This is a genomic window from Streptomyces macrolidinus (genome assembly GCF_023887685.1).
GTDB classification, from domain to species: domain Bacteria; phylum Actinomycetota; class Actinomycetes; order Streptomycetales; family Streptomycetaceae; genus Streptomyces; species Streptomyces macrolidinus.
In genome coordinates this window covers 206450-225413 of the sequence record NZ_JAMWMR010000001.1, presented here as the reverse complement: position 1 = coordinate 225413, position 18964 = coordinate 206450, and the positions used below count along the sequence as shown (strand labels likewise).

Genomic DNA, 18964 nt, shown 5'->3' with positions numbered 1-18964 from the left:
CCCGCCCCTCCTCATCCCTCGATGGAGTGACACCGGCTCCGCGCAATGACCGAGACGAGATCGATCCGGGGCCGATTCAGGGCCGATTCAGGGCCGATCCGGGGTCGGCGCAGGGGCGGCGCGGAACGGTTCGAGACTGGTCCGAATGTCCGGACAAAGTATTGACAGGGTTCCCGGGGCGCGGCTAGACCTGGGGGCAGCCGATGTGAGGGGAACTCGAATGACGGAGTTCGAGGAATTCGAGGAGTTCGACGGGCGCGAGCAGGTCGCGGGGTCCGGCCTCTCGGGGGCGCACGCTCTCCGCGAGGCGTCCACGCGCACGCGCACGGAGAGGGCCGAGCTGTACCTCCCCCACGGCACCACCGCCACCGCCGACTACGTCCTCCACATCGACCCCGCGCGAGCGCACTGGCGCCACTCCGCCCTGCGGATCCTGCACCTCCCTCCCGGCGGCACACACACCTTCGCGACCGGCGACAGCGAGTGGATCGTGCTCCCCCTCCAGGGCGGCTGTACCGTGCACACAGAGGATGTGAAGCTCCAACTCCTGGGCAGGGAAGGCGTGTTCGCGGGGGCGTCCGACTTCGCGTACGTGCCCCGCGACGCCCGGGTCCAGATCGCCTCCGGCGTGGGAGGCCGCTTCGCCCTGGCAGGAGCGAAGTGCGAGCGACGACTCCCCGCCCGCTACGGCCCCGCGCCGGAGGTTCCCGTCGAAGACCGCGGCAACGGCAGTTGCGCCCGCCAGGTGCGCAACTTCGCCGCGGCCGACGCCTTCCCGTGCGACAAGCTCATCGCCGTCGAGGTCGTCACCCCCGGCGGCCACTGGTCCTCGTACCCGCCGCACAAGCACGACGAGACGCGGCCCGGCGAGGAGACGGAGCTGGAGGAGATCTACTACTTCGAGATCGAGGGCCCGAACGGCTTCGGGTACCAGCGCGTCTTCCCCTCGCGCGAGGGCGGATCCGACGTCCTCGCCGAGGTCCGTACCGGTGACGCCGTGCTCGTCCCCGACGGCTGGCACGGCCCGTCCGTCGCGCAGCCCGGTCACCCGATGTACTACTTGAACGTCATGGCCGGGCCGGGCGAGGAACGCCAGTGGCGGATCCGCTTCCACCCGCACCACCTGGACAGTACGGACAGTACGGGGAGATACCGATGACCTCGACGACGAGGCTCACGGTCGCCCAGGCGCTCGTACGCTTCCTCGCCGCCCAGTACACCGAGCGGGACGGCGCGCGTCGGCGGCTGATCGCGGCGACGTGGGGCGTCTTCGGCCACGGCAACGTCGCGGGGGTCGGGCAGGCGCTGGTCGAGTACGGCGCAGTGATGCCCTATCACCAGGGCCGTAACGAACAGGCGATGGTGCACGCGGCGGTCGGGTACGCACGGCAGTCGAACCGGCTGTCCGCCCATGCCGTGACGACCTCCATCGGCCCCGGCGCGACCAACCTGGTCACGGGCGCCGCCCTGGCCACCGTCAACCACCTCCCGGTGCTGCTGCTGCCCGGCGACGTCTTCGCCACCCACCCCGCGGACCCGGTGCTCCAGCAGTTGGAGTTCCCGCGCGCCGGGGACGTGTCCGTCAACGACTGTCTGCGCCCGGTGTCGGCGTACTTCGACCGGATCACCCGCCCCGAGGCGCTGATCCCGGCCGCCCTCCAGGCGATGCGCGTTCTCACGGACCCGGTCGAGACGGGCGCGGTCACGCTCGCGCTGCCGCAGGACGTACAGGCCGAAGCCTTCGACTGGCCGGAGGAGTTGTTCGCCGAGCGGACCTGGACGGTACGTCGTCCGGGCGCCGACCCGGTGGAACTGGCCGAGGCGGTCCGGGCGATCCGCGCCGCCCGGCGTCCGCTCGTCGTGGCCGGCGGCGGCGTCCACCACAGCCGCGCCGAGGACGCCCTCGCCCGCTTCGCCGAGGCCACCGGCATCCCGGTCGCCTCCACCCAGGCCGGGAAGGGCTCGCTGCGCTGGGACCATCCCCAGGACGTCGGCGGGATCGGCCACACCGGCACGGCGGTCGCCGACGAACTGGCCCGCGCCGCCGACCTGGTGATCGGCGTCGGCACCCGCTACACCGACTTCACCACCGCCTCCGGCACCCTCTTCACCGGCGACGGCGTCCGCTTCCTCAACCTCAACATCGCCCCGTACGACGGCCACAAGCTCGCCGGGCTGCCCCTGGTCGCCGACGCGCGCGGCGCTCTCGAAGCGCTCACCGAGGCGCTGGAGGCACACGGCCACCGCGTCGATCCCGCGTACGTCGCGCGGTACACGGAGGGCAAGCGGAACTGGGAGCGGCAGGTGGACCTCTGCCTCGCGGCCGGGCAGCCGGACACGCGGCCCACGCAGCGGCAGGTCATCGGGGCGCTGGACGCAGTGGTGGACGCCTCCGACATCGTCATCAACGCGGCCGGTTCGCTCCCCGGCGATCTGCACAAGCTGTGGCGGGCCCGCTCGCGCGACCAGTACCACCTCGAGTACGGCTACTCGTGCATGGGCTACGAGATCCCCGCCGCGATCGGGGTGTCGCTGGCCGCGCCCGGCCGTCCCGTGTGGGCGCTGGTCGGCGACGGCACGTATCTGATGATGCCGACGGAGATCGTCACCGCGATGCAGGAGCGGATCCCGATCAAGGTCCTGCTGGTGCAGAACCACGGGTACGCGTCCATCGGCGGCCTGTCGGAGTCGGTGGGCGCCGAGCGGTTCGCCACCGACTACCGCTTCCGGGCGGCGGACGGTACGTACACGGGGGCGCCGCTGCCCGTGGACCTGGCCGCCAACGCGGCCAGTCTCGGCATGCGCGTGCTGCGCGCCACGACCGTACGGGACCTGCGTGCCGCCCTCACCGAGGCCCGCGACGCCGACACTCCCACATGTGTCTACGTGGAGACCGAAACCGCAGACACAGTGTCGGGAGCGCCTTCGGCCGAGGCCTGGTGGGATGTTCCCGTGGCCGAGACCGCGACACGCTCGTCGGCGGTCAAGGCGCGCGAGGAGTACGACCGGCACGTCTCGACCCGACGCCGCCATCTGTGAAGGAGTTCTTGGGCATGACGAAGATCGTCAACCATTGGATCGGCGGGAAGACCGTCGAAGGCGCGTCGGGTACGTACGGGCCGGTGACCGACCCGGCGACCGGCGCGGTCACCACGAAGGTCGCCTTCGCGAGCGTCGACGAGGTGGACGCGGCCGTCGCGGCGGCCAAGGAGGCGTACGGGACCTGGGGCAGCTCCTCGCTGGCGCAGCGCACCTCGATCCTCTTCAAGTTCCGTGCGCTGCTGGACGCGCACCGCGACGAGATCGCCGAGCTGATCACCGCCGAGCACGGCAAGGTGCACAGCGACGCGCTCGGTGAGGTGGCCCGCGGTCTGGAGATCGTGGACCTGGCCTGCGGTATCAACGTGCAGCTCAAGGGCGAGCTGTCCACGCAGGTGGCGAGCCGGGTGGACGTGGCGGCGATCCGGCAGCCGCTGGGTGTCGTCGCGGGCATCACGCCGTTCAACTTCCCGGCGATGGTTCCGATGTGGATGTTCCCGATCGCCATCGCGTGCGGCAACACGTTCGTGCTGAAGCCGTCCGAGAAGGACCCCTCGGCCGCGATGCGCCTGGCCGAGCTGCTGGCCGAGGCGGGCCTGCCGGACGGCGTCTTCAACATCGTCCACGGGGACAAGGTGGCCGTCGACCGGCTCCTTGCGCACCCGGACGTCAAGGCGGTCTCCTTCGTCGGCTCCACCCCGATCGCCCGCTACATCCACACCACGGCCTCCGCGAACGGCAAGCGCGTCCAGGCGCTCGGCGGCGCGAAGAACCACATGCTGGTCCTCCCGGACGCGGACCTGGACGCGGCGGCGGACGCGGCGGTCTCGGCGGCGTACGGCTCCGCGGGCGAGCGCTGCATGGCCATCTCCGCGGTGGTGGCCGTCGGTTCGATCGGCGACGAGCTGGTGGAGAAGATCCGCGAGCGCGCCGAGAAGATCAAGATCGGTCCGGGCAACGACCCGACCTCCGAGATGGGCCCGCTGATCACCAAGGCGCACCGCGACAAGGTGGCCTCCTACGTGGCGGGCGCCGCGGCGGAGGGCTCCGAGGTCGTCCTGGACGGCACCGGCTACACGGTCGACGGCTACGAGGACGGCCACTGGATCGGCATCTCGCTCCTCGACAAGGTGCCGACGACGGCGAAGGCGTACCAGGACGAGATCTTCGGCCCGGTGCTGTGCGTGCTGCGCGCCGAGACGTACGAGGAGGGCGTCGCCCTCATCAACGCCTCGCCGTTCGGCAACGGCACCGCGATCTTCACCCGCGACGGCGGCGCCGCCCGCCGCTTCCAGTTGGAGATCGAGGCGGGCATGGTCGGCGTGAACGTGCCGATCCCGGTACCGGTGGGCTACCACTCCTTCGGTGGCTGGAAGGACTCGCTCTTCGGCGACCACCACATCTACGGCAACGACGGCACGCACTTCTACACCCGCGGCAAGGTGGTCACCACCCGCTGGCCCGACCCGGCGGACGCCCCGGCGGGCGTCGACCTTGGGTTCCCGCGCAACCACTGAGCGTATCCCTGAACGCCCGTCAGGCCGTCCGAATATCGGACGGCCTGACATTTTTTTAACGCCACCCCTGCGATTCCCGCGTACGAGGCATGAAACGGGTACCCCAGGCAGGATGCACCCTTGGCCTTTGAAACCAAGGTCACGCACCAACAGGGCTTGATGAATGAGCCATTGGGGCGCCGGACCCTGGGAATGCGATGCCTCACAGGCCGCCCTGCGAGTGCGGATTCCGAAGGTAAACACCCATTGACGCAAGGGTTTTCGCAGGGTTGCATCTGCGCCGGGAGCGGACGAATGAAGTTCCACGCGAGCCGCCGGAGGCGATAGCGCTCCCGACCGAACACCACCTGCACCAGTCGATCGGAACCACGTATGACCGACACGCTCCGCCCTGTCGAGGCCTCCACCCTCGAGGTGTCCGACAGCCCCCAGGGTCCTCAGAAGCTCAAGCGTTCCATCGGCGTCGTCGGGGGCACTCTGCTCACGCTGTCCTGCGTGACGCCCGCCTCCACGCTCTTCGTGGTCATCCCCGACCTGTTCGGCTCGCTCGGCACCGCCACCGCCCTCACGATCGCCATCGGCTCCGTCCTCTGTATCGCCGTGGCGTTCTGCTACTCGGAGCTGGGCACCCTCATCCCCAGCGCGGGCGGCGAGTACGCCATGGTCTCGACCCTGGCCGGACGCCTCGCCGGCTGGCTGGTCTTCGTGATGTCCCTGCTGGTCGTCATGGTCGTCCCGCCGGTGATCGCGATGGGCACGGCGGACTACCTCACCCCGATCGTGCACCTCGACCCGGCCATGACCGGCGCCGCCGTCATGCTCCTCGCCACCCTCGCCGGTCTGCTGGACCTGCGCGCCAACGCCTGGATCACCGGCATCTTCCTGGTCCTCGAGGTCGTGGCCGCGGGCGTCGTCGCCCTGCTGGGCTTCGCGCACAGCGAGCGCGGCGTCGACAGCCTCGTCTCGATGCAGGTCGCCGGTTCCGGCGGCCACACCGACACCGTGACCGCCATGCTGGTCATCTCCGGTCTGGCCATCGCCCTCTTCGCCACCCAGGGCTTCTCGACCGCCGTCTACCTCTCCGAGGAGCTGGAGAACCCGCGCCGCAACGTCGCCCGCACGGTCCTCGCCACCCTCGCCATCTCCGCGGTCATCATCCTGGTCCCGGTCGTCGCGATCACCATGGGCGCCTCCGACATCAAGGCCCTGACCGAGGGCGACCTCAGCGGCATGGTCACCGCCTGGTCCAACTCCGCCGTCGGCACCTTCGTGAGCCTCTGCGTCGCCCTCGCGATCATCAACGCGGGCATCGTCATGGTCATCCAGAACTCCCGGGTGCTGTTCGCCTCCGCCCGTGACAAGGCCTGGCCCGAGCCCGTCAACAACGCCCTGTCCCGGCTCGGCCGGTTCGGCTCCCCCTGGGTCGCCACCCTCCTGGTCGGCGTCCCCGGCGCGCTCCTGTGCTTCGTGAACCTGGACACCCTCTACGGCGTCACCGGCGTCTCGGTGACCGCGATGTACCTGCTCGTCGCGGTCGCCGCCCTGCTCGCCCGGCGCGGCGCGCACCGCCACCAGGCCGCCTGGCGGATGCCGCTGTGGCCCGCGGTGCCCATCCTGCTGATCGTGGTCCTGGTGTACGTCCTCACGCTGCAGGAGGTGAGCTACCTGCTGTGGACGGGCGGCATCACCGCGGTGGCCACCGTGTACTGGGCCCTGTATCTGCGTCCGCGCCGCGACACCCGCTGGCTGGTGTCGCTCCCGGACGACGTCCAGGATTAGCCCCCGCTCCCGCTCCCCCCTCGCCCTTGCCGCCTCGCCCTGCGAAAGGCGGCAAGGGCGCTGTCGTTCCCGCGTAATTCAGGCTGCAGCATTCGAGTGAATTGCGCGGCGCTTCGCATTCCCGAGTTGCTTCGGGCCCCATTTCCTCGTTTCACAGTCCGCACGTCGTGTTGCGAGCCGTTCAGGCTGCGCTCGCTCGGTTTCGGCCGTCAACAGGGGCACGACTGCAGAAGGGACAACTTCGTGAAGCACAAGAAGAGCGCTGCCGTTGTCGCCGGCGCGATCATGTCGCTCGGGCTGGCCGCCCCGGCCATGGCGGACGCGGGCGCCGAGGCCGCCGCCGCCCACTCCCCGGGCGTCCTGTCCGGCAACGTGATCCAGGTGCCCGTGGACATCCCCATCAACCTGTGCGGGAACTCCATCGACATCATCGCGCTGCTGAACCCGACCGCCGGCAACACCTGCGTGAACCACTGACGCCGTAGCCGGCAGCGGCTGCTGCGTCTCGCCAGTCGCCCGGCCGTGTCACGGCCGGCCTTGGAGTGCCCTCGTCGGATTCCAGGGCCGGCTCGCCGGTTTGCCGGCTCACCGGCCTTCCTAGTTCTCCCACTACTACCAGCAGGAAGACAACGAGATTGCGACAGACCCTGAGCAGGGGAATGGTCGCGGCTGCCGCCGCGACAGGAATTCTGTCCCTGTGCGGCAACCCGGTGTACGCGGACTCACTCGCCGAAGGCGCCACGAACGATTCACCCGGCGTCGCCTCCGGTAATACGATCCAGGTTCCGGTGAACATCCCGATCAATGCCTGCGGCAATTCGGTGGACGTGATCGGCCTTCTGAACCCGACGTTCGGCAACTCCTGTGCGAACGGGGCCGATACTCCCGACGCCCCCGCCGTTCCGATCGCCGCGGACGTCCCCCCGGCCGCCCCCGTGGAACACCACCACCACACGCCGAACGGCGGGCACTTCGTTCACCACCGGATCCCGCCGCAGCGCAGCGAACACCGGCCGCCGTCCACCCCCGCCGCCCCGCACACCGACGTCGTCCCCTCCACGTTCTCGCACCAGGCTCCCGCCCTGGCCGAGACCGGCAGCGAGGACATGATCGCCGCGTCCGCCGTCAGCGTCGCCCTGCTGGCCGGCGGGCTGATCCTGTACCGGCGGGCCCGAGTCTCCCGCTGGTAGCCCCAGGGGTGCCAGGCACTTCGCGCCCGGCATCCACCGCCCTCACTCTCACCGGTGAGCCTCCACGGCGCCGTCCGCCTCCCGCGCGGGCGGCGCCTTGTGCTGCGCGGACACCGCTGAAACGGCGGCACGCGCACCGGATTTCATCATCTGTGTCACAAAGAACTCGCTGCTGTCACAGATGTCCCGCCTCCGCAGGGCTTGTGTCACACCCGGTTCACAGGCCCTTCCGTCCGCGCGGCCCCGTCGTTGACCGAGCACAGGCTTCGTGATCGCCAGCGCAGCGCCCGGCTCCCCCGGACGACCTCCCCCGGTCGCCGCCGTGGCGCGCGCGGGGAGGTGCTTGATGATGACCGACCGTCGGCTCTGGTCCTACAAGGAGATCGCCGCACACATCCGCGTGCAGCCCGACACCGTGAGGTCGTACCGAAAACACGGGCTGCTGCCGACGCCTGACCATGTGGAGGGCGGCAGACCGTACTGGTACGCGGACACGGTCCGCGCCTGGGTCGCCGCCCGCCCCGGCAACCGCAACCGCGGCGCGACCTGAGCCGCCCCGTGGCCCGTCCCGTCGGGGCGGGCCACCCGCGCGGCCCCGACCGGCCGAGCGCCCACCCGAAGAAACCATCCCAGACTGCGACACACTCGGCCCCACCCTAAAGTTCGGACAAAGAGGCCGAACCGAGGGAGCCGCAGTGACCCAGTCCCCGCCACCCGGCACCCCGACCGCGCGCGTCCAGGTCCCTCGCCAGCCCCCTCCGCGCTACCCACGCATCCGCGCCGGCCTCTGGAAACGGTCGCTGTGGGGCGGCCTGCTCCTGTGGACCCTGACCGCGATCGTCACGTACGCGACGAACAACACCACCCTGCTGCCGACCGTGATCCTGCTCGGCAGCTTCCTGACGCCCGTCACCTTCGTACTGTGGGCCTACGAGCAGCACGGCCGCGACCTCGGTGTGAACGTGATCCTCGGCTGCTTCCTGACCGGCGGGACGCTCGGCGTGCTGGGCGCGTCGATGATGGAGTACTACCTGCTGCACCCGTCCCTGTGGATGTTCGCGGGCGTCGGCCTGATCGAGGAGGCCGCGAAGCTCGCCGCCCTGATGTTCGTCCTGCGGCGGCACACCCGGCTGCGCGGGCTGCGCACCGGCCTCGTCCTGGGTGCGACCGTCGGCTTCGGCTTCGCGGCCCTGGAGAGTTCGGGGTACGCGTTCAACGCGGCGGTCTCCATGGAGGGCATCGATCTGCACGCGCTGCTGGAGACCGAGATCCTGCGCGGCATCCTCGCCCCGTTCGGGCACGGCCTGTGGACGGCGATCGCGGGCGCCGCCCTGCTCTCCCTGCGGCGCCGCAACGGGCGCTTCTCCTGCACCGCCCCCGTGATCACCACCTATCTCGGCGTCTCCCTGCTGCACGCGCTGTGGAACTCGGCCCACGGCATCGCGATCTGGGTGTCCGCGCTGATGACGGGCGCACAGCTCGATCACTCGTTCTTCACGCAGGGGCAGATCCCCGCTCCCACGCCGGAGCAGCGGCAGTTCTTCGTGTTCTTCTCCACGGGCGAGCTGATCGCCGTATGCCTGCTCGGCCTCCTCTGGGTGCGTTCCCTGACCCGCCGGGTACCCTCGTGGACAGATACCCCCTAGGGGTATAGTGTGAGCAACGTCAGCCACACACCTCACTGAGGAGCACGACATGAGCGCGCAGACCGAAACCCCGGGTTCCGTGACGACCGTCTACAAGGTGAGCGGCATGAGCTGCGGGCACTGCGAAGGCGCCATCTCCAGCGAGGTCTCCGAGATCGCCGGTGTCACCTCGGTCACGGCCGTCGCCTCGACCGGCGAGGTCACGGTGGTCTCCGCCGCACCCCTGGACGACGAGGCCGTGCGCGCCGCCGTCGACGAGGCGGGCTACGAGCTCGTCGGCAAGGCCTGAACCACCCGCAGCACCCTCCGCGACAGGCCGTGTCGCGCCCGACCTCGTCCCCCGACGACGTCGGCGCGGCACGGCCTGTCGCGTTGCCCGGCGGCCCGGCACGGGCGGCCGAACCACCAGCGCCCCGGCAGGAAGTGTTCGCGTACGGAACGTTGCCTGCCGGGGCACTGGAGTCCCACGAGCGCCTCACATAAGCTCTTCACAAGGTTCGCGCATCATCCTTACGCTGGGCCCCTGTTCGCCAGACCGGGGCTTCGTTCACCTCGCATGGTCGCACCTTGCGCAAGAGACGCAGATCACAGTGATGTCAACGTAACCAACGGTGGGGTTCGTGAGTCTAAGTTGGCGATGTCAGTGGCGTCTTGGGGGGCGTTGCTGACATCTGGGGATGTCTTGGGGGACGTTCCCGGGAAACGGCGTTGCCGGGGCACGTACACCGGGGAGCTTTGAGCGGCCCTCCCGTCCGTGCGCGTCCCGGCAGACCGCGCCGCGGAGGCATGCCGGGCGCTGCCCGGTGTGCCGACAGCGATTCAGGCGCTGTCCCGTAACGCCCGGCCGGATCCCGTGGGGGGAATCCGCACCGGGACACGGGAAGGCGCCCTGAAGGTCGGCCCGTGGGGGGACCGGCGTCAGGGCGCCTTCCGCTTCTTCTCACTCTTCGGTTGTCGCCGGGGGCGAACCCGGCATACGCCGCTGTGCGGTGACGGCGTACGCCTCAGGTGTCCGCGGAGCGGCTCAGCGCTCCTCGACGGGCACGAAGTCGCGCTCGACCACGCCGGTGTAGATCTGGCGCGGACGGCCGATGCGCGAACCCGGCTCCTTGATCATCTCGTGCCACTGGGCGATCCAGCCCGGCAGCCGGCCGAGGGCGAACAGGACCGTGAACATCTCGGTCGGGAAGCCCATCGCGCGGTAGATCAGGCCCGTGTAGAAGTCCACGTTCGGGTAGAGCTTGCGCTCGACGAAGTAGTCGTCGGACAGCGCGTGCTCTTCCAGCTTGAGGGCGATGTCGAGGAGTTCGTCGTCCTTGCCCAGCGCGGAGAGCACGTCGTGGGCGGCGGCCTTGATGATCCGGGCGCGCGGGTCGAAGTTCTTGTAGACCCGGTGGCCGAAGCCCATCAGGCGGACGCCGTCCTCCTTGTTCTTCACCTTGCGGATGAAGGTGTCGACGTCGTTGCCGGAGTCGCGGATGCCTTCCAGCATCTCCAGGACGGACTGGTTGGCACCGCCGTGCAGCGGGCCCCACAGCGCGTTGATGCCGGCCGAGATCGAGGCGAACATGTTGGCCTGCGACGAACCCACCAGGCGGACCGTGGAGGTCGAGCAGTTCTGCTCGTGGTCGGCGTGCAGGATCAGCAGCTTGTCCAGCGCGGAGACGACGACCGGGTCCAGGTCGAACTCCTGGGCGGGGACCGAGAAGGTCATCCGCAGGAAGTTCTCGACGTAGCCGAGGTCGTTGCGCGGGTAGACGAACGGGTGGCCGATCGACTTCTTGTAGGCGTACGCGGCGATCGTCGGCAGCTTGGCGAGCAGCCGGATCGTCGAGAGGTTGCGCTGCTTCTCGTCGAAGGGGTTGTGGCTGTCCTGGTAGAACGTGGACAGCGCGGAGACCACCGAGGACAGCATCGCCATCGGGTGCGCGTCGCGCGGGAAGCCCTTGTAGAAGTTCTTGACGTCCTCGTGCAGCAGGGTGTGCTGCGTGACTTCGTTCTTGAAGGTGGAGAGCTCGTCGACCGTCGGCAGCTCGCCGTTGATCAGCAGGTAGGCGACCTCCAGGAAGGTGGAGCGCTCTGCCAACTGCTCGATCGGGTAGCCGCGGTACCGAAGGATGCCCTGCTCACCGTCGAGATAGGTGATGGCGGACTTGTAGGCGGCGGTGTTGCCGTACCCACTGTCCAGCGTCACCAGACCGGTATGGGCCCGCAGCTTCCCGATGTCGACGCCCTTGTCGCCGACGGTGCTGTCGACCACCGGGTAGGTGTACTCGCTGCCGTCGTACCGCAGTACTACAGAGTTGTCGCTCACGTCTTCCCTCACCGACATAGTGCCTCATCTTCGAGGTGCCCTGACTGTCTCTACCATCCCCCATTTGGCGCAGGAGAGTGCACTCGGGGTCGACCATTGGGCTCATTCGCGGCACTGAGTGCCGCCAACCTGCTCATCCTGCCCGCCGCTGAGCGGTTCCGGAAGAGCTGTGTGACCTTTCCGACTCATTTGATCGATCATTTTTCACGATGCCCCACCGAGACCCCCACCGGGACCCCATCGAGGCCCTCACCGGGCCCCCGCCCCAGCCCCCACCGAGACCCCGCCGAGACCCGCCAAGGCCCGTGTCAGTCCTCCACCGGCCGGGGCGAGAGCCGGAAGTCCAGCGCCGTGCAGCGTCGTCCCGCCGACATCGTGCGCACCGCCTGACCGATCGCCCTGCGTGAGCCGACGAGCACGACGAGCTTCTTGGCGCGGGTGACCGCCGTGTACAGCAGGTTGCGCTGGAGCATCATCCATGCACCCGTGGTGACCGGGATCACCACGGCCGGATACTCGCTGCCCTGCGAGCGGTGGATGGTCACGGCGTACGCGTGCGCCAGCTCGTCCAGTTCGTCGAAGTCGTACGGGACCTCCTCGTCCTCGTCCGTCAGCACCGTCAGGCGCTGCTCGTCGGGGTTCAGCGAAGTGACCACGCCGACGGTGCCGTTGAAGACGCCGTTCTCGCCCTTGTCGTAGTTGTTGCGGATCTGCGTGACCTTGTCGCCGACGCGGAAGACCCGGCCACCGAACCGCTTCTCGGGCACGTCGGGGCGGGCGGGGGTGATCATCTGCTGGAGCAGGCCGTTGAGCGTGCCCGCGCCCGCGGGTCCCCGGTGCATGGGTGCGAGGACCTGCACGTCCCGGCGCGGGTCGAGGCCGAACCGGGCCGGGATCCGCCGCGCGGCCACGTCGACCGTGAGCCGGCCCGCCGCTTCCGTGTCGTCCTCGACGAAGAGGAAGAAGTCCTTCAGACCGTCGGTCAGGGGATGCTGCCCGGCGTTGATGCGGTGCGCGTTGGTGACCACGCCGGACTGCTGGGCCTGGCGGAAGACGCGGGTGAGACGGACGGCGGGGACCGGGCTGCCGTCGGCGAGGAGATCCCTGAGCACTTCCCCGGCGCCGACGCTCGGCAACTGGTCGACATCGCCGACGAAGAGGAGATGGGCGCCCGGCGGCACCGCCTTGACCAGCTTGTTGGCGAGCAGCAGGTCGAGCATCGACGCCTCGTCGACCACGACCAGGTCGGCGTCGAGCGGGCGGTCCCGGTCGTAGGCCGCGTCGCCGCCCGGCTTCAGCTCCAGCAGCCGGTGCACCGTGGACGCCTCGGCGCCCGTCAGCTCCGAGAGCCGCTTGGCCGCCCGGCCGGTGGGCGCGGCGAGCACGACCTTGGCCCGCTTGGCGCGCGCCAGCTCGACCACGGACCGCACCGTGAAGGACTTGCCGCAGCCGGGCCCGCCCGTCAGCACGGCCACCTTCTCGGTCAGCGCCAGCCGGACGGCCTCCTCCTGCTCGGGCGCGAGGTCCGTGCCCGTACGCCCCTTGAGCCAGTCGAGCGCCTTGTCCCAGACCACGTCCCGGAAAACGGGCATCCGGTCCTCGTCCGTGCGCAGCAGGCGCAACACCTGGGCGGACAGGGAGAGTTCGGCACGGTGGAAGGGGACGAGATAGACGGCCGTGACGGGGTCGCCGCCGTCGGGGGCGGGCACCTTCTCCCGTACGACACCGGGGTCGGCGTCGCCCTCGGGCGGCGCGGCCAGTTCGGCGAGGCACTCGATGACCAGGCCCGTGTCCACCTGGAGGAGCTTGACCGCGTCCGCGATGAGCCGCTCCTCCGGGAGATAGCAGTGGCCCTGGTCGGCGGACTGCGACAGGGCGTACTGCAGGCCCGCCTTGACGCGCTCGGGGCTGTCGTGCGGGATGCCGACGGACTGGGCGATCTTGTCGGCGGTGAGGAAGCCGATGCCCCAGACGTCGGCGGCCAGGCGGTAGGGCTGGTTCTTGACGACGGAGATGGAGGCGTCGCCGTACTTCTTGTAGATGCGCACCGCGATGGACGTGGAGACCTGGACGGTCTGGAGGAAGAGCATGACCTCCTTGATCGCCTTCTGCTCCTCCCAGGCCTCGGCGATCTTCTTGGTGCGCTTCGGGCCGAGCCCCGGCACCTCGATGAGCCGCTTCGGCGCCTCCTCGATGATCGTCAGGGTGTCGAGGCCGAAGTGCCGCGTGATGCGGTCGGCGAAGACGGGGCCGATGCCCTTGACGAGGCCGGAGCCGAGATAGCGGCGGATGCCCTGGACCGTGGCCGGCAGGACCGTCGTGTAGTTCTCCACCGTGAACTGCTTGCCGTACTGGGGGTGGGAGCCCCAACGCCCCTCCATCCGCAGCGACTCACCGACCTGCGCGCCGAGCAGGGCGCCGACGACCGTGAGCAGATCGCCCGCACCGCGGCCGGTGTCGACCCGGGCGACCGTGTAGCCGTTCTCCTCGTTGGCGTACGTGATCCGCTCGAGGACGCCCTCCAGTACGGACCACTGCCGCTCGCCGCTCGACTGCCCCGCCCCGCTCGCCTCCTTGCGCATGATCCGACGCTACCGCCGGGGTCCGACAACCGGGGACGGGCGGGGGGGATAAGCCCGGGTTCCGACCGGCGGGGATACGCCCAGGTCCTGTTGCGATTCCGCTCGGTGACGGATCGCCATCCCCGATCCGCTCATCTGAGCGCTCCTGCTCACATGAGGTCACAATCAGGTCTCGACCCGCCGTTCACCCTTGCTTCACCCTCATGTAATCGATTCCAATCCTTCGTATCGGCCGTGTAAACGATTCCACGGCCGGTCTGCGCGAACGGACTCACAAGGAGGTGTTTCCGGCGATGGCGAGCATCAAGGACGTTGCCGCCGTGGCGGGCGTATCTGTCGCCACGGTCTCGCGTGTCCTCAATGACCACCCGTCGGTCAGCAGCGACGCGCGGACCCGCGTCCGGGCCGCCGTCGAGGCGCTGGGCTACCGGCCGAACGCCGTCGCCCGCTCCCTGCGCACCCATGAGACCCGCACCCTCGGCCTGGTCATCAGCGACGTACTCAACCCGTACTTCGCGCACTTGGCCCGCTCGGTCGAGGAAGAGGCCCGCGCGCTCGGCTACAGCGTGATCATCGGCAACGCCGACGAACGGCCCGACCTCCAGGACCACCACGTACGCACCCTGCTGGACCGGCGGATCGACGGCCTGCTCGTCTCCCCCACCGACGGCGGCTCCCCGCTCATGCTGAACGCCGCGAAGACCGGCACCCCCATGGTGTTCGTCGACCGCTGGATCGCGGGCGTCGACGTCCCCGTCGTACGCGCCGACGGACGGGCCGCCGTCCACGACCTGGTCGCCCACCTGTACGCGCTCGGCCACCGGCGGCTCGCGATCATCGCGGGACCGGCGGCGACCACCACCGGCAGCGAACGCGTCCAGGCGTTCCGCGTGGCCATGGGCGAGTACGGACTCCCCCTCCCCGATGCCTATATAGGCCAGGGCGACTTCCAGGCGGAGAGCGGACGCCGGGCCACCGAGCGGTTCCTCGACCTGGCCGAACCGCCCGAGGTGGTGTTCGCCGCCGACAACCTGATGGCGCTCGGCGCGCTCGACGCCATCCGCTCGCGCGGCCTGAGGATCCCGGACGACATCGCGCTCGCCGCGTTCGACGACATCCCCTGGTTCGTGCACACCGACCCGGCGATCACCGCGATCGCCCAGCCGACCGCCGAGTTGGGACGGGCCGCCGTGCGCGCGCTCATCGACCGCGTCGAAGGACGGACCGCCCGGTCCGTCACCCTCCCCGCCCGTCTCGTCGTACGTCGCTCGTGCGGCGAGCCGTCCGCTGCGCAGACCCCCACCGCGCAGCCCTCCCCCCTGCAAAGGAGCACGTCGTGAGCAACCCGGACGAGTTGCTACGCATCGAAGGCATACGCAAGACCTTTCCCGGCGTGGTGGCGCTCGACAGCGTCGACTTCGATCTGCGCCGGGGCGAGGTGCATGTGCTGCTCGGTGAGAACGGCGCGGGCAAGAGCACGCTCATCAAGATGCTCTCCGGTGCCTACCGCCCCGACTCCGGGCGGATCACGGTCGGCGGCAAGGAGGTGCGCATCCAGGGTGCGCAGGACTCCGAGCGTCTCGGCATCGCCACGATCTACCAGGAGTTCAACCTCGTTCCCGACCTGACCGTCGCCGAGAACATCTTCCTGGGCCGTCAGCCGCGCCGCTTCGGGTTCATCGACCGTAAGCGGATGAACAGCGGGGCCGCCGAACTCCTCGCCCGCGTCGGCGTCGACGTCGATCCCCGTACCAAGGTCCGTGAACTGGGCATCGCCCGGCTGCAGATGGTCGAGATCGCCAAGGCGCTGAGCCTCGACGCGCGCGTGCTGATCATGGACGAGCCCACCGCCGTCCTGACCACCGAAGAGGTCGACAAGCTCTTCCGGATCGTGCGCAAGCTGCGCGAGGACGGCGTCGGCATCGTCTTCATCACGCACCACCTGGAGGAGATCGCCGCCCTCGGCGACCGCGTCACCGTCCTGCGCGACGGCCGCAGCATCGACCAGGTCCCCGCCTCCACCCCCGAGGACGAACTGGTGCGGCTCATGGTCGGCCGGAGCATCGAGCAGCAGTACCCGCGCGAACGCGGGGACGCCGGGGCGCCGTTGCTCAAGGTCCGCGGGCTCACCCGGGCCGGCACCTTCCACGACGTCGACCTCGAGGTGCGGGCCGGCGAGGTCGTCGGCCTCGCGGGCCTCGTCGGCGCGGGCCGGACCGAGGTCGTGCGCGCCGTCTTCGGCGCCGACCCCTATGACTCTGGCACCGTCGAGGTGCAGGGCAAGCCGCTGCGTCGGCACGACGTCAACGCGGCCATGGACGCCGGGATCGGCCTGGTCCCCGAGGACCGCAAGGGCCAGGGCCTGGTGCTCGACGCGACCGTGCAGGAGAACCTCGGCCTGGTGACGCTCGGCCGCGCGAGCCGCGCCGGGTTCGTCGACCGGGCCGGACAGCGGCGGGCCGCCGCCACGATCTCCGAGCAGCTCAAGGTCCGGATGGCCGGGCTGCACCAGCGGGTGGGCACCCTGTCCGGCGGCAACCAGCAGAAGGTCGTCATCGGCAAGTGGCTGCTGGCCGACACCAAGGTGCTCATCCTCGACGAGCCGACCCGCGGTATCGACGTGGGCGCCAAGGTCGAGATCTACCAACTCATCAACGAACTGACCGCCTCCGGTCACGCCGTTCTGATGATCTCCAGTGACCTCCCCGAGGTCCTGGGGATGAGCGACCGGGTCCTGGTCATGTCCCAGGGCCGGATCGCGGGCGAACTCGCCGCGCAGGACGCGACGCAGGACGCCGTGATGGCGCTGGCCGTCAGCGCCGCAGCAACAACGAACACAGCAGTAAAGGATGTGGAGGTCTCCCGTGGCCACTGACACGCTCAAGAGCAGTACGGACACGGGCAGGGCCGCCGTGCTGCGCCGCATGCTCTCCGACAACGGCGCGCTCACCGCCCTGATCGTCCTGGCCGTGGCGATGTCGTTCCTGTCCGGGGACTTCCTGGCCACCCAGAACCTGCTCAACGTCGGTGTCCAGGCGGCGGTCACCGCGATCCTGGCCTTCGGTGTCACCTTCGTGATCGTCTCGGCCGGCATCGACCTGTCGGTCGGCTCGGTCGCCGCGCTCTCGGCCACCGTCCTCGCGTACACCGCGACCACCCAGGGCCTGCCGGTCTGGATCTCGGTCCTGCTCGCCCTCGCCACCGGTGTCGCCTGCGGTCTGGTCAGCGGCGCGCTCATCTCCTTCGGCAAGCTGCCGCCCTTCATCGCGACCCTCGCCATGCTGTCGGTGGGCCGCGGCCTCTCCCTGGTCATCTCGCAGGGCAGCCCGATCGCGTTCCCCGACTCGGTGTCCCGGCTCGGCACCACCATCGGCGGCTGGCTGCCGGTGCCGGTCCTGGTGATGATCGTGATGGGTCTGATCACCGCCGTCGTGCTGAACCGTACGTACATCGGCCGCACCATGTACGCGATCGGCGGCAACGAGGAGGCCGCCCGGCTCTCCGGTATCCGCGTCAAGCGCCAGAAGCTCGTCATCTACGCGCTGGCCGGCGGCTTCGCGGCCGTCGCGGGCATCGTCCTCGCCTCCCGGCTGGCCTCGGCGCAGCCGCAGGCGGCCTCCGGCTACGAACTCGACGCCATCGCCGCGGTCGTGATCGGCGGCGCCAGCCTCTCCGGCGGTGTCGGCAAGGCGTCCGGCACGCTCATCGGCGCGCTGATCCTCGCGGTGCTCCGCAACGGCCTCAACCTGCTCTCGGTCTCGGCCTTCTGGCAGCAGGTCGTCATCGGTGTCGTCATCGCGCTCGCCGTCCTCGTGGACACGCTGCGCCGACGCGCGTAACGGGCTCCTCGCCCCTCGCTTCCCCCTCCCCACGGAATCACCCCTCACCCGCAAGGAAGAGAACCATGCGCACCAAGCAGATCTCGGTCGCCGTCGCCGCCGTCGCCACGCTCGCCCTCACCGCCACGGCCTGCAACTCCGGGTCCTCGGACTCCTCCGACCTGAAGGTGGGCCTGTCGGTCTCCACCCTCAACAACCCCTTCTTCGTACAGCTCAAGGAGGGCGCCCAGGCCGAGGCCAAGAAGGAAGGCGTCTCCCTCACCGTCACCGACGCCCAGAACGACGCCTCGCAGCAGGGCAACCAGATACAGAACTTCACCAGCCAGAACGTGAAGTCGATCATCATCAACCCGGTGGACTCCGACGCCGCGGGCCCGTCCGTCAAGGCCGCGAACAACGCGAACATCCCCGTCGTCGCCGCCGACCGCACGGTCAACAAGGCCGATGTCGCCACGACCGTCGCCTCCGACAACGTCGAGGGCGGCAAGCTCGCCGCGAAGACCATCGCCGAGGCGCTCGGCGGCAAGGGCAGCATCCTCGTCCTCCAGGGCACCTCCGGCACCTCCGCCGCCAACGAGCGCGGCAAGGGCTTCACCGAGGGCCTGAAGGCGTACCCGGGCATCAAGGTCGTCGCCTCTCAGCCGGCCGACTTCGACCGCACCAAGGGTCTGGACGTCACCACCAACATGCTGCAGGCCCACCCGGGCGTGGACGGCGTCTTCGCGCAGAACGACGAGATGGCGCTCGGCGCGATCAAGGCCCTGGGCAGCAAGGCCGGCAAGTCGGTCAAGGTCGTCGGCTTCGACGGCACGCCCGACGGTCTGACCGCGGTCAAGGACGGCACCCTGCTCGCCTCGGTGGCGCAGCAGCCGAAGCTGCTGGGCAAGCTCGCCGTGGAGAACGCGGTGAAGGCCGCCAAGGGCAAGAAGATCGACAGCACGGTGAAGGTGCCGGTCAAGGTCGTCACCAAGGGCAACGTCGCCGAGTTCACCGGCTGATCCGAGTCCCGTCCGTCCGCCATGGCCGCGGGCCGCGCACGACGCGCCGCCCGCGGCCGT

Annotated in this window: 13 protein-coding genes and 1 pseudogene; 12 read left to right on the top strand and 2 right to left on the bottom strand. The window is 69.8% G+C overall.

The window, feature by feature from the left end; translation table 11 throughout:
* Positions 1-220 precede the first annotated feature (220 nt).
* The 9 genes from iolB to NGF19_RS01045 all read left to right on the top strand — a co-directional run bounded on the left by iolB (position 221) and on the right by NGF19_RS01045 (position 9460).
* The gene (gene iolB / locus NGF19_RS01085) at positions 221-1159 is read left to right on the top strand and encodes a 5-deoxy-glucuronate isomerase (protein WP_252421465.1); all 939 of its coding nucleotides are present in this window, start codon (positions 221-223) and stop codon (positions 1157-1159) included.
* A complete protein-coding gene (gene iolD / locus NGF19_RS01080; protein WP_252421464.1) occupies positions 1156-3039 on the top strand; it encodes a 3D-(3,5/4)-trihydroxycyclohexane-1,2-dione acylhydrolase (decyclizing) in 1884 nt (627 codons plus the stop codon). The genes iolB and iolD overlap by 4 nt, the downstream gene beginning before the upstream one ends.
* 14 nt (positions 3040-3053) lie before the next feature.
* Positions 3054-4556: a CoA-acylating methylmalonate-semialdehyde dehydrogenase gene (gene mmsA / locus NGF19_RS01075; protein WP_252421463.1), complete on the top strand. Its 1503-nt coding sequence runs from the start codon at positions 3054-3056 to the stop codon at positions 4554-4556.
* A gap of 372 nt (positions 4557-4928) precedes the next feature.
* A complete protein-coding gene (locus NGF19_RS01070) occupies positions 4929-6335 on the top strand; it encodes an APC family permease (RefSeq protein WP_252421461.1) in 1407 nt (468 codons plus the stop codon).
* A gap of 285 nt (positions 6336-6620) precedes the next feature.
* Positions 6621-6812: a chaplin gene (locus NGF19_RS01065; RefSeq protein ID WP_252421732.1), complete on the top strand. Its 192-nt coding sequence runs from the start codon at positions 6621-6623 to the stop codon at positions 6810-6812.
* Between the two features lie 158 nt (positions 6813-6970).
* The gene (locus NGF19_RS01060; RefSeq protein WP_252421459.1) at positions 6971-7525 is read left to right on the top strand and encodes a chaplin; all 555 of its coding nucleotides are present in this window, start codon (positions 6971-6973) and stop codon (positions 7523-7525) included.
* 349 nt (positions 7526-7874) lie between these two features.
* On the top strand, positions 7875-8075 hold the full coding sequence (locus NGF19_RS01055) for a helix-turn-helix transcriptional regulator (protein ID WP_308288439.1): 201 nt from the start codon (positions 7875-7877) through the stop codon (positions 8073-8075).
* A 145-nt stretch (positions 8076-8220) separates the two neighbouring features.
* On the top strand, positions 8221-9171 hold the full coding sequence (locus NGF19_RS01050; RefSeq protein ID WP_252421456.1) for a PrsW family intramembrane metalloprotease: 951 nt from the start codon (positions 8221-8223) through the stop codon (positions 9169-9171).
* A gap of 49 nt (positions 9172-9220) precedes the next feature.
* Positions 9221-9460: a heavy-metal-associated domain-containing protein gene (locus NGF19_RS01045; RefSeq protein WP_252421455.1), complete on the top strand. Its 240-nt coding sequence runs from the start codon at positions 9221-9223 to the stop codon at positions 9458-9460.
* A 735-nt stretch (positions 9461-10195) separates the two neighbouring features.
* Here NGF19_RS01045 and NGF19_RS01040 read toward each other — a convergent pair.
* The gene (locus NGF19_RS01040) at positions 10196-11485 is read right to left on the bottom strand and encodes a citrate synthase (RefSeq protein ID WP_252421454.1); all 1290 of its coding nucleotides are present in this window, start codon (positions 11483-11485) and stop codon (positions 10196-10198) included.
* A gap of 308 nt (positions 11486-11793) precedes the next feature.
* Entirely contained in the window at positions 11794-14067 is a 2274-nt protein-coding gene (recD2, locus tag NGF19_RS01035; protein ID WP_252421453.1) for an SF1B family DNA helicase RecD2, read from the bottom strand.
* Positions 14068-14360: 293 nt separating this feature from the next.
* On the opposite strand from recD2, the gene NGF19_RS01030 reads away from it, so the two are divergent.
* From NGF19_RS01030 to NGF19_RS01020, 3 genes and pseudogenes are all read left to right on the top strand, one after another.
* Positions 14361-15407 carry a LacI family DNA-binding transcriptional regulator gene (locus NGF19_RS01030; RefSeq protein WP_252421452.1) on the top strand — a complete coding sequence of 349 codons (1047 nt, stop codon included), beginning with the start codon at positions 14361-14363 and terminating at the stop codon, positions 15405-15407.
* Positions 15404-16942 carry a sugar ABC transporter ATP-binding protein gene (locus NGF19_RS01025; RefSeq protein WP_252421451.1) on the top strand — a complete coding sequence of 513 codons (1539 nt, stop codon included), beginning with the start codon at positions 15404-15406 and terminating at the stop codon, positions 16940-16942. Before NGF19_RS01030 ends, NGF19_RS01025 begins: the two co-directional genes overlap by 4 nt.
* Positions 16932-18904, top strand: a pseudogene (locus NGF19_RS01020) (ABC transporter permease/substrate-binding protein). Before NGF19_RS01025 ends, NGF19_RS01020 begins: the two are co-directional and overlap by 11 nt.
* Positions 18905-18964: the final 60 nt, after the last annotated feature.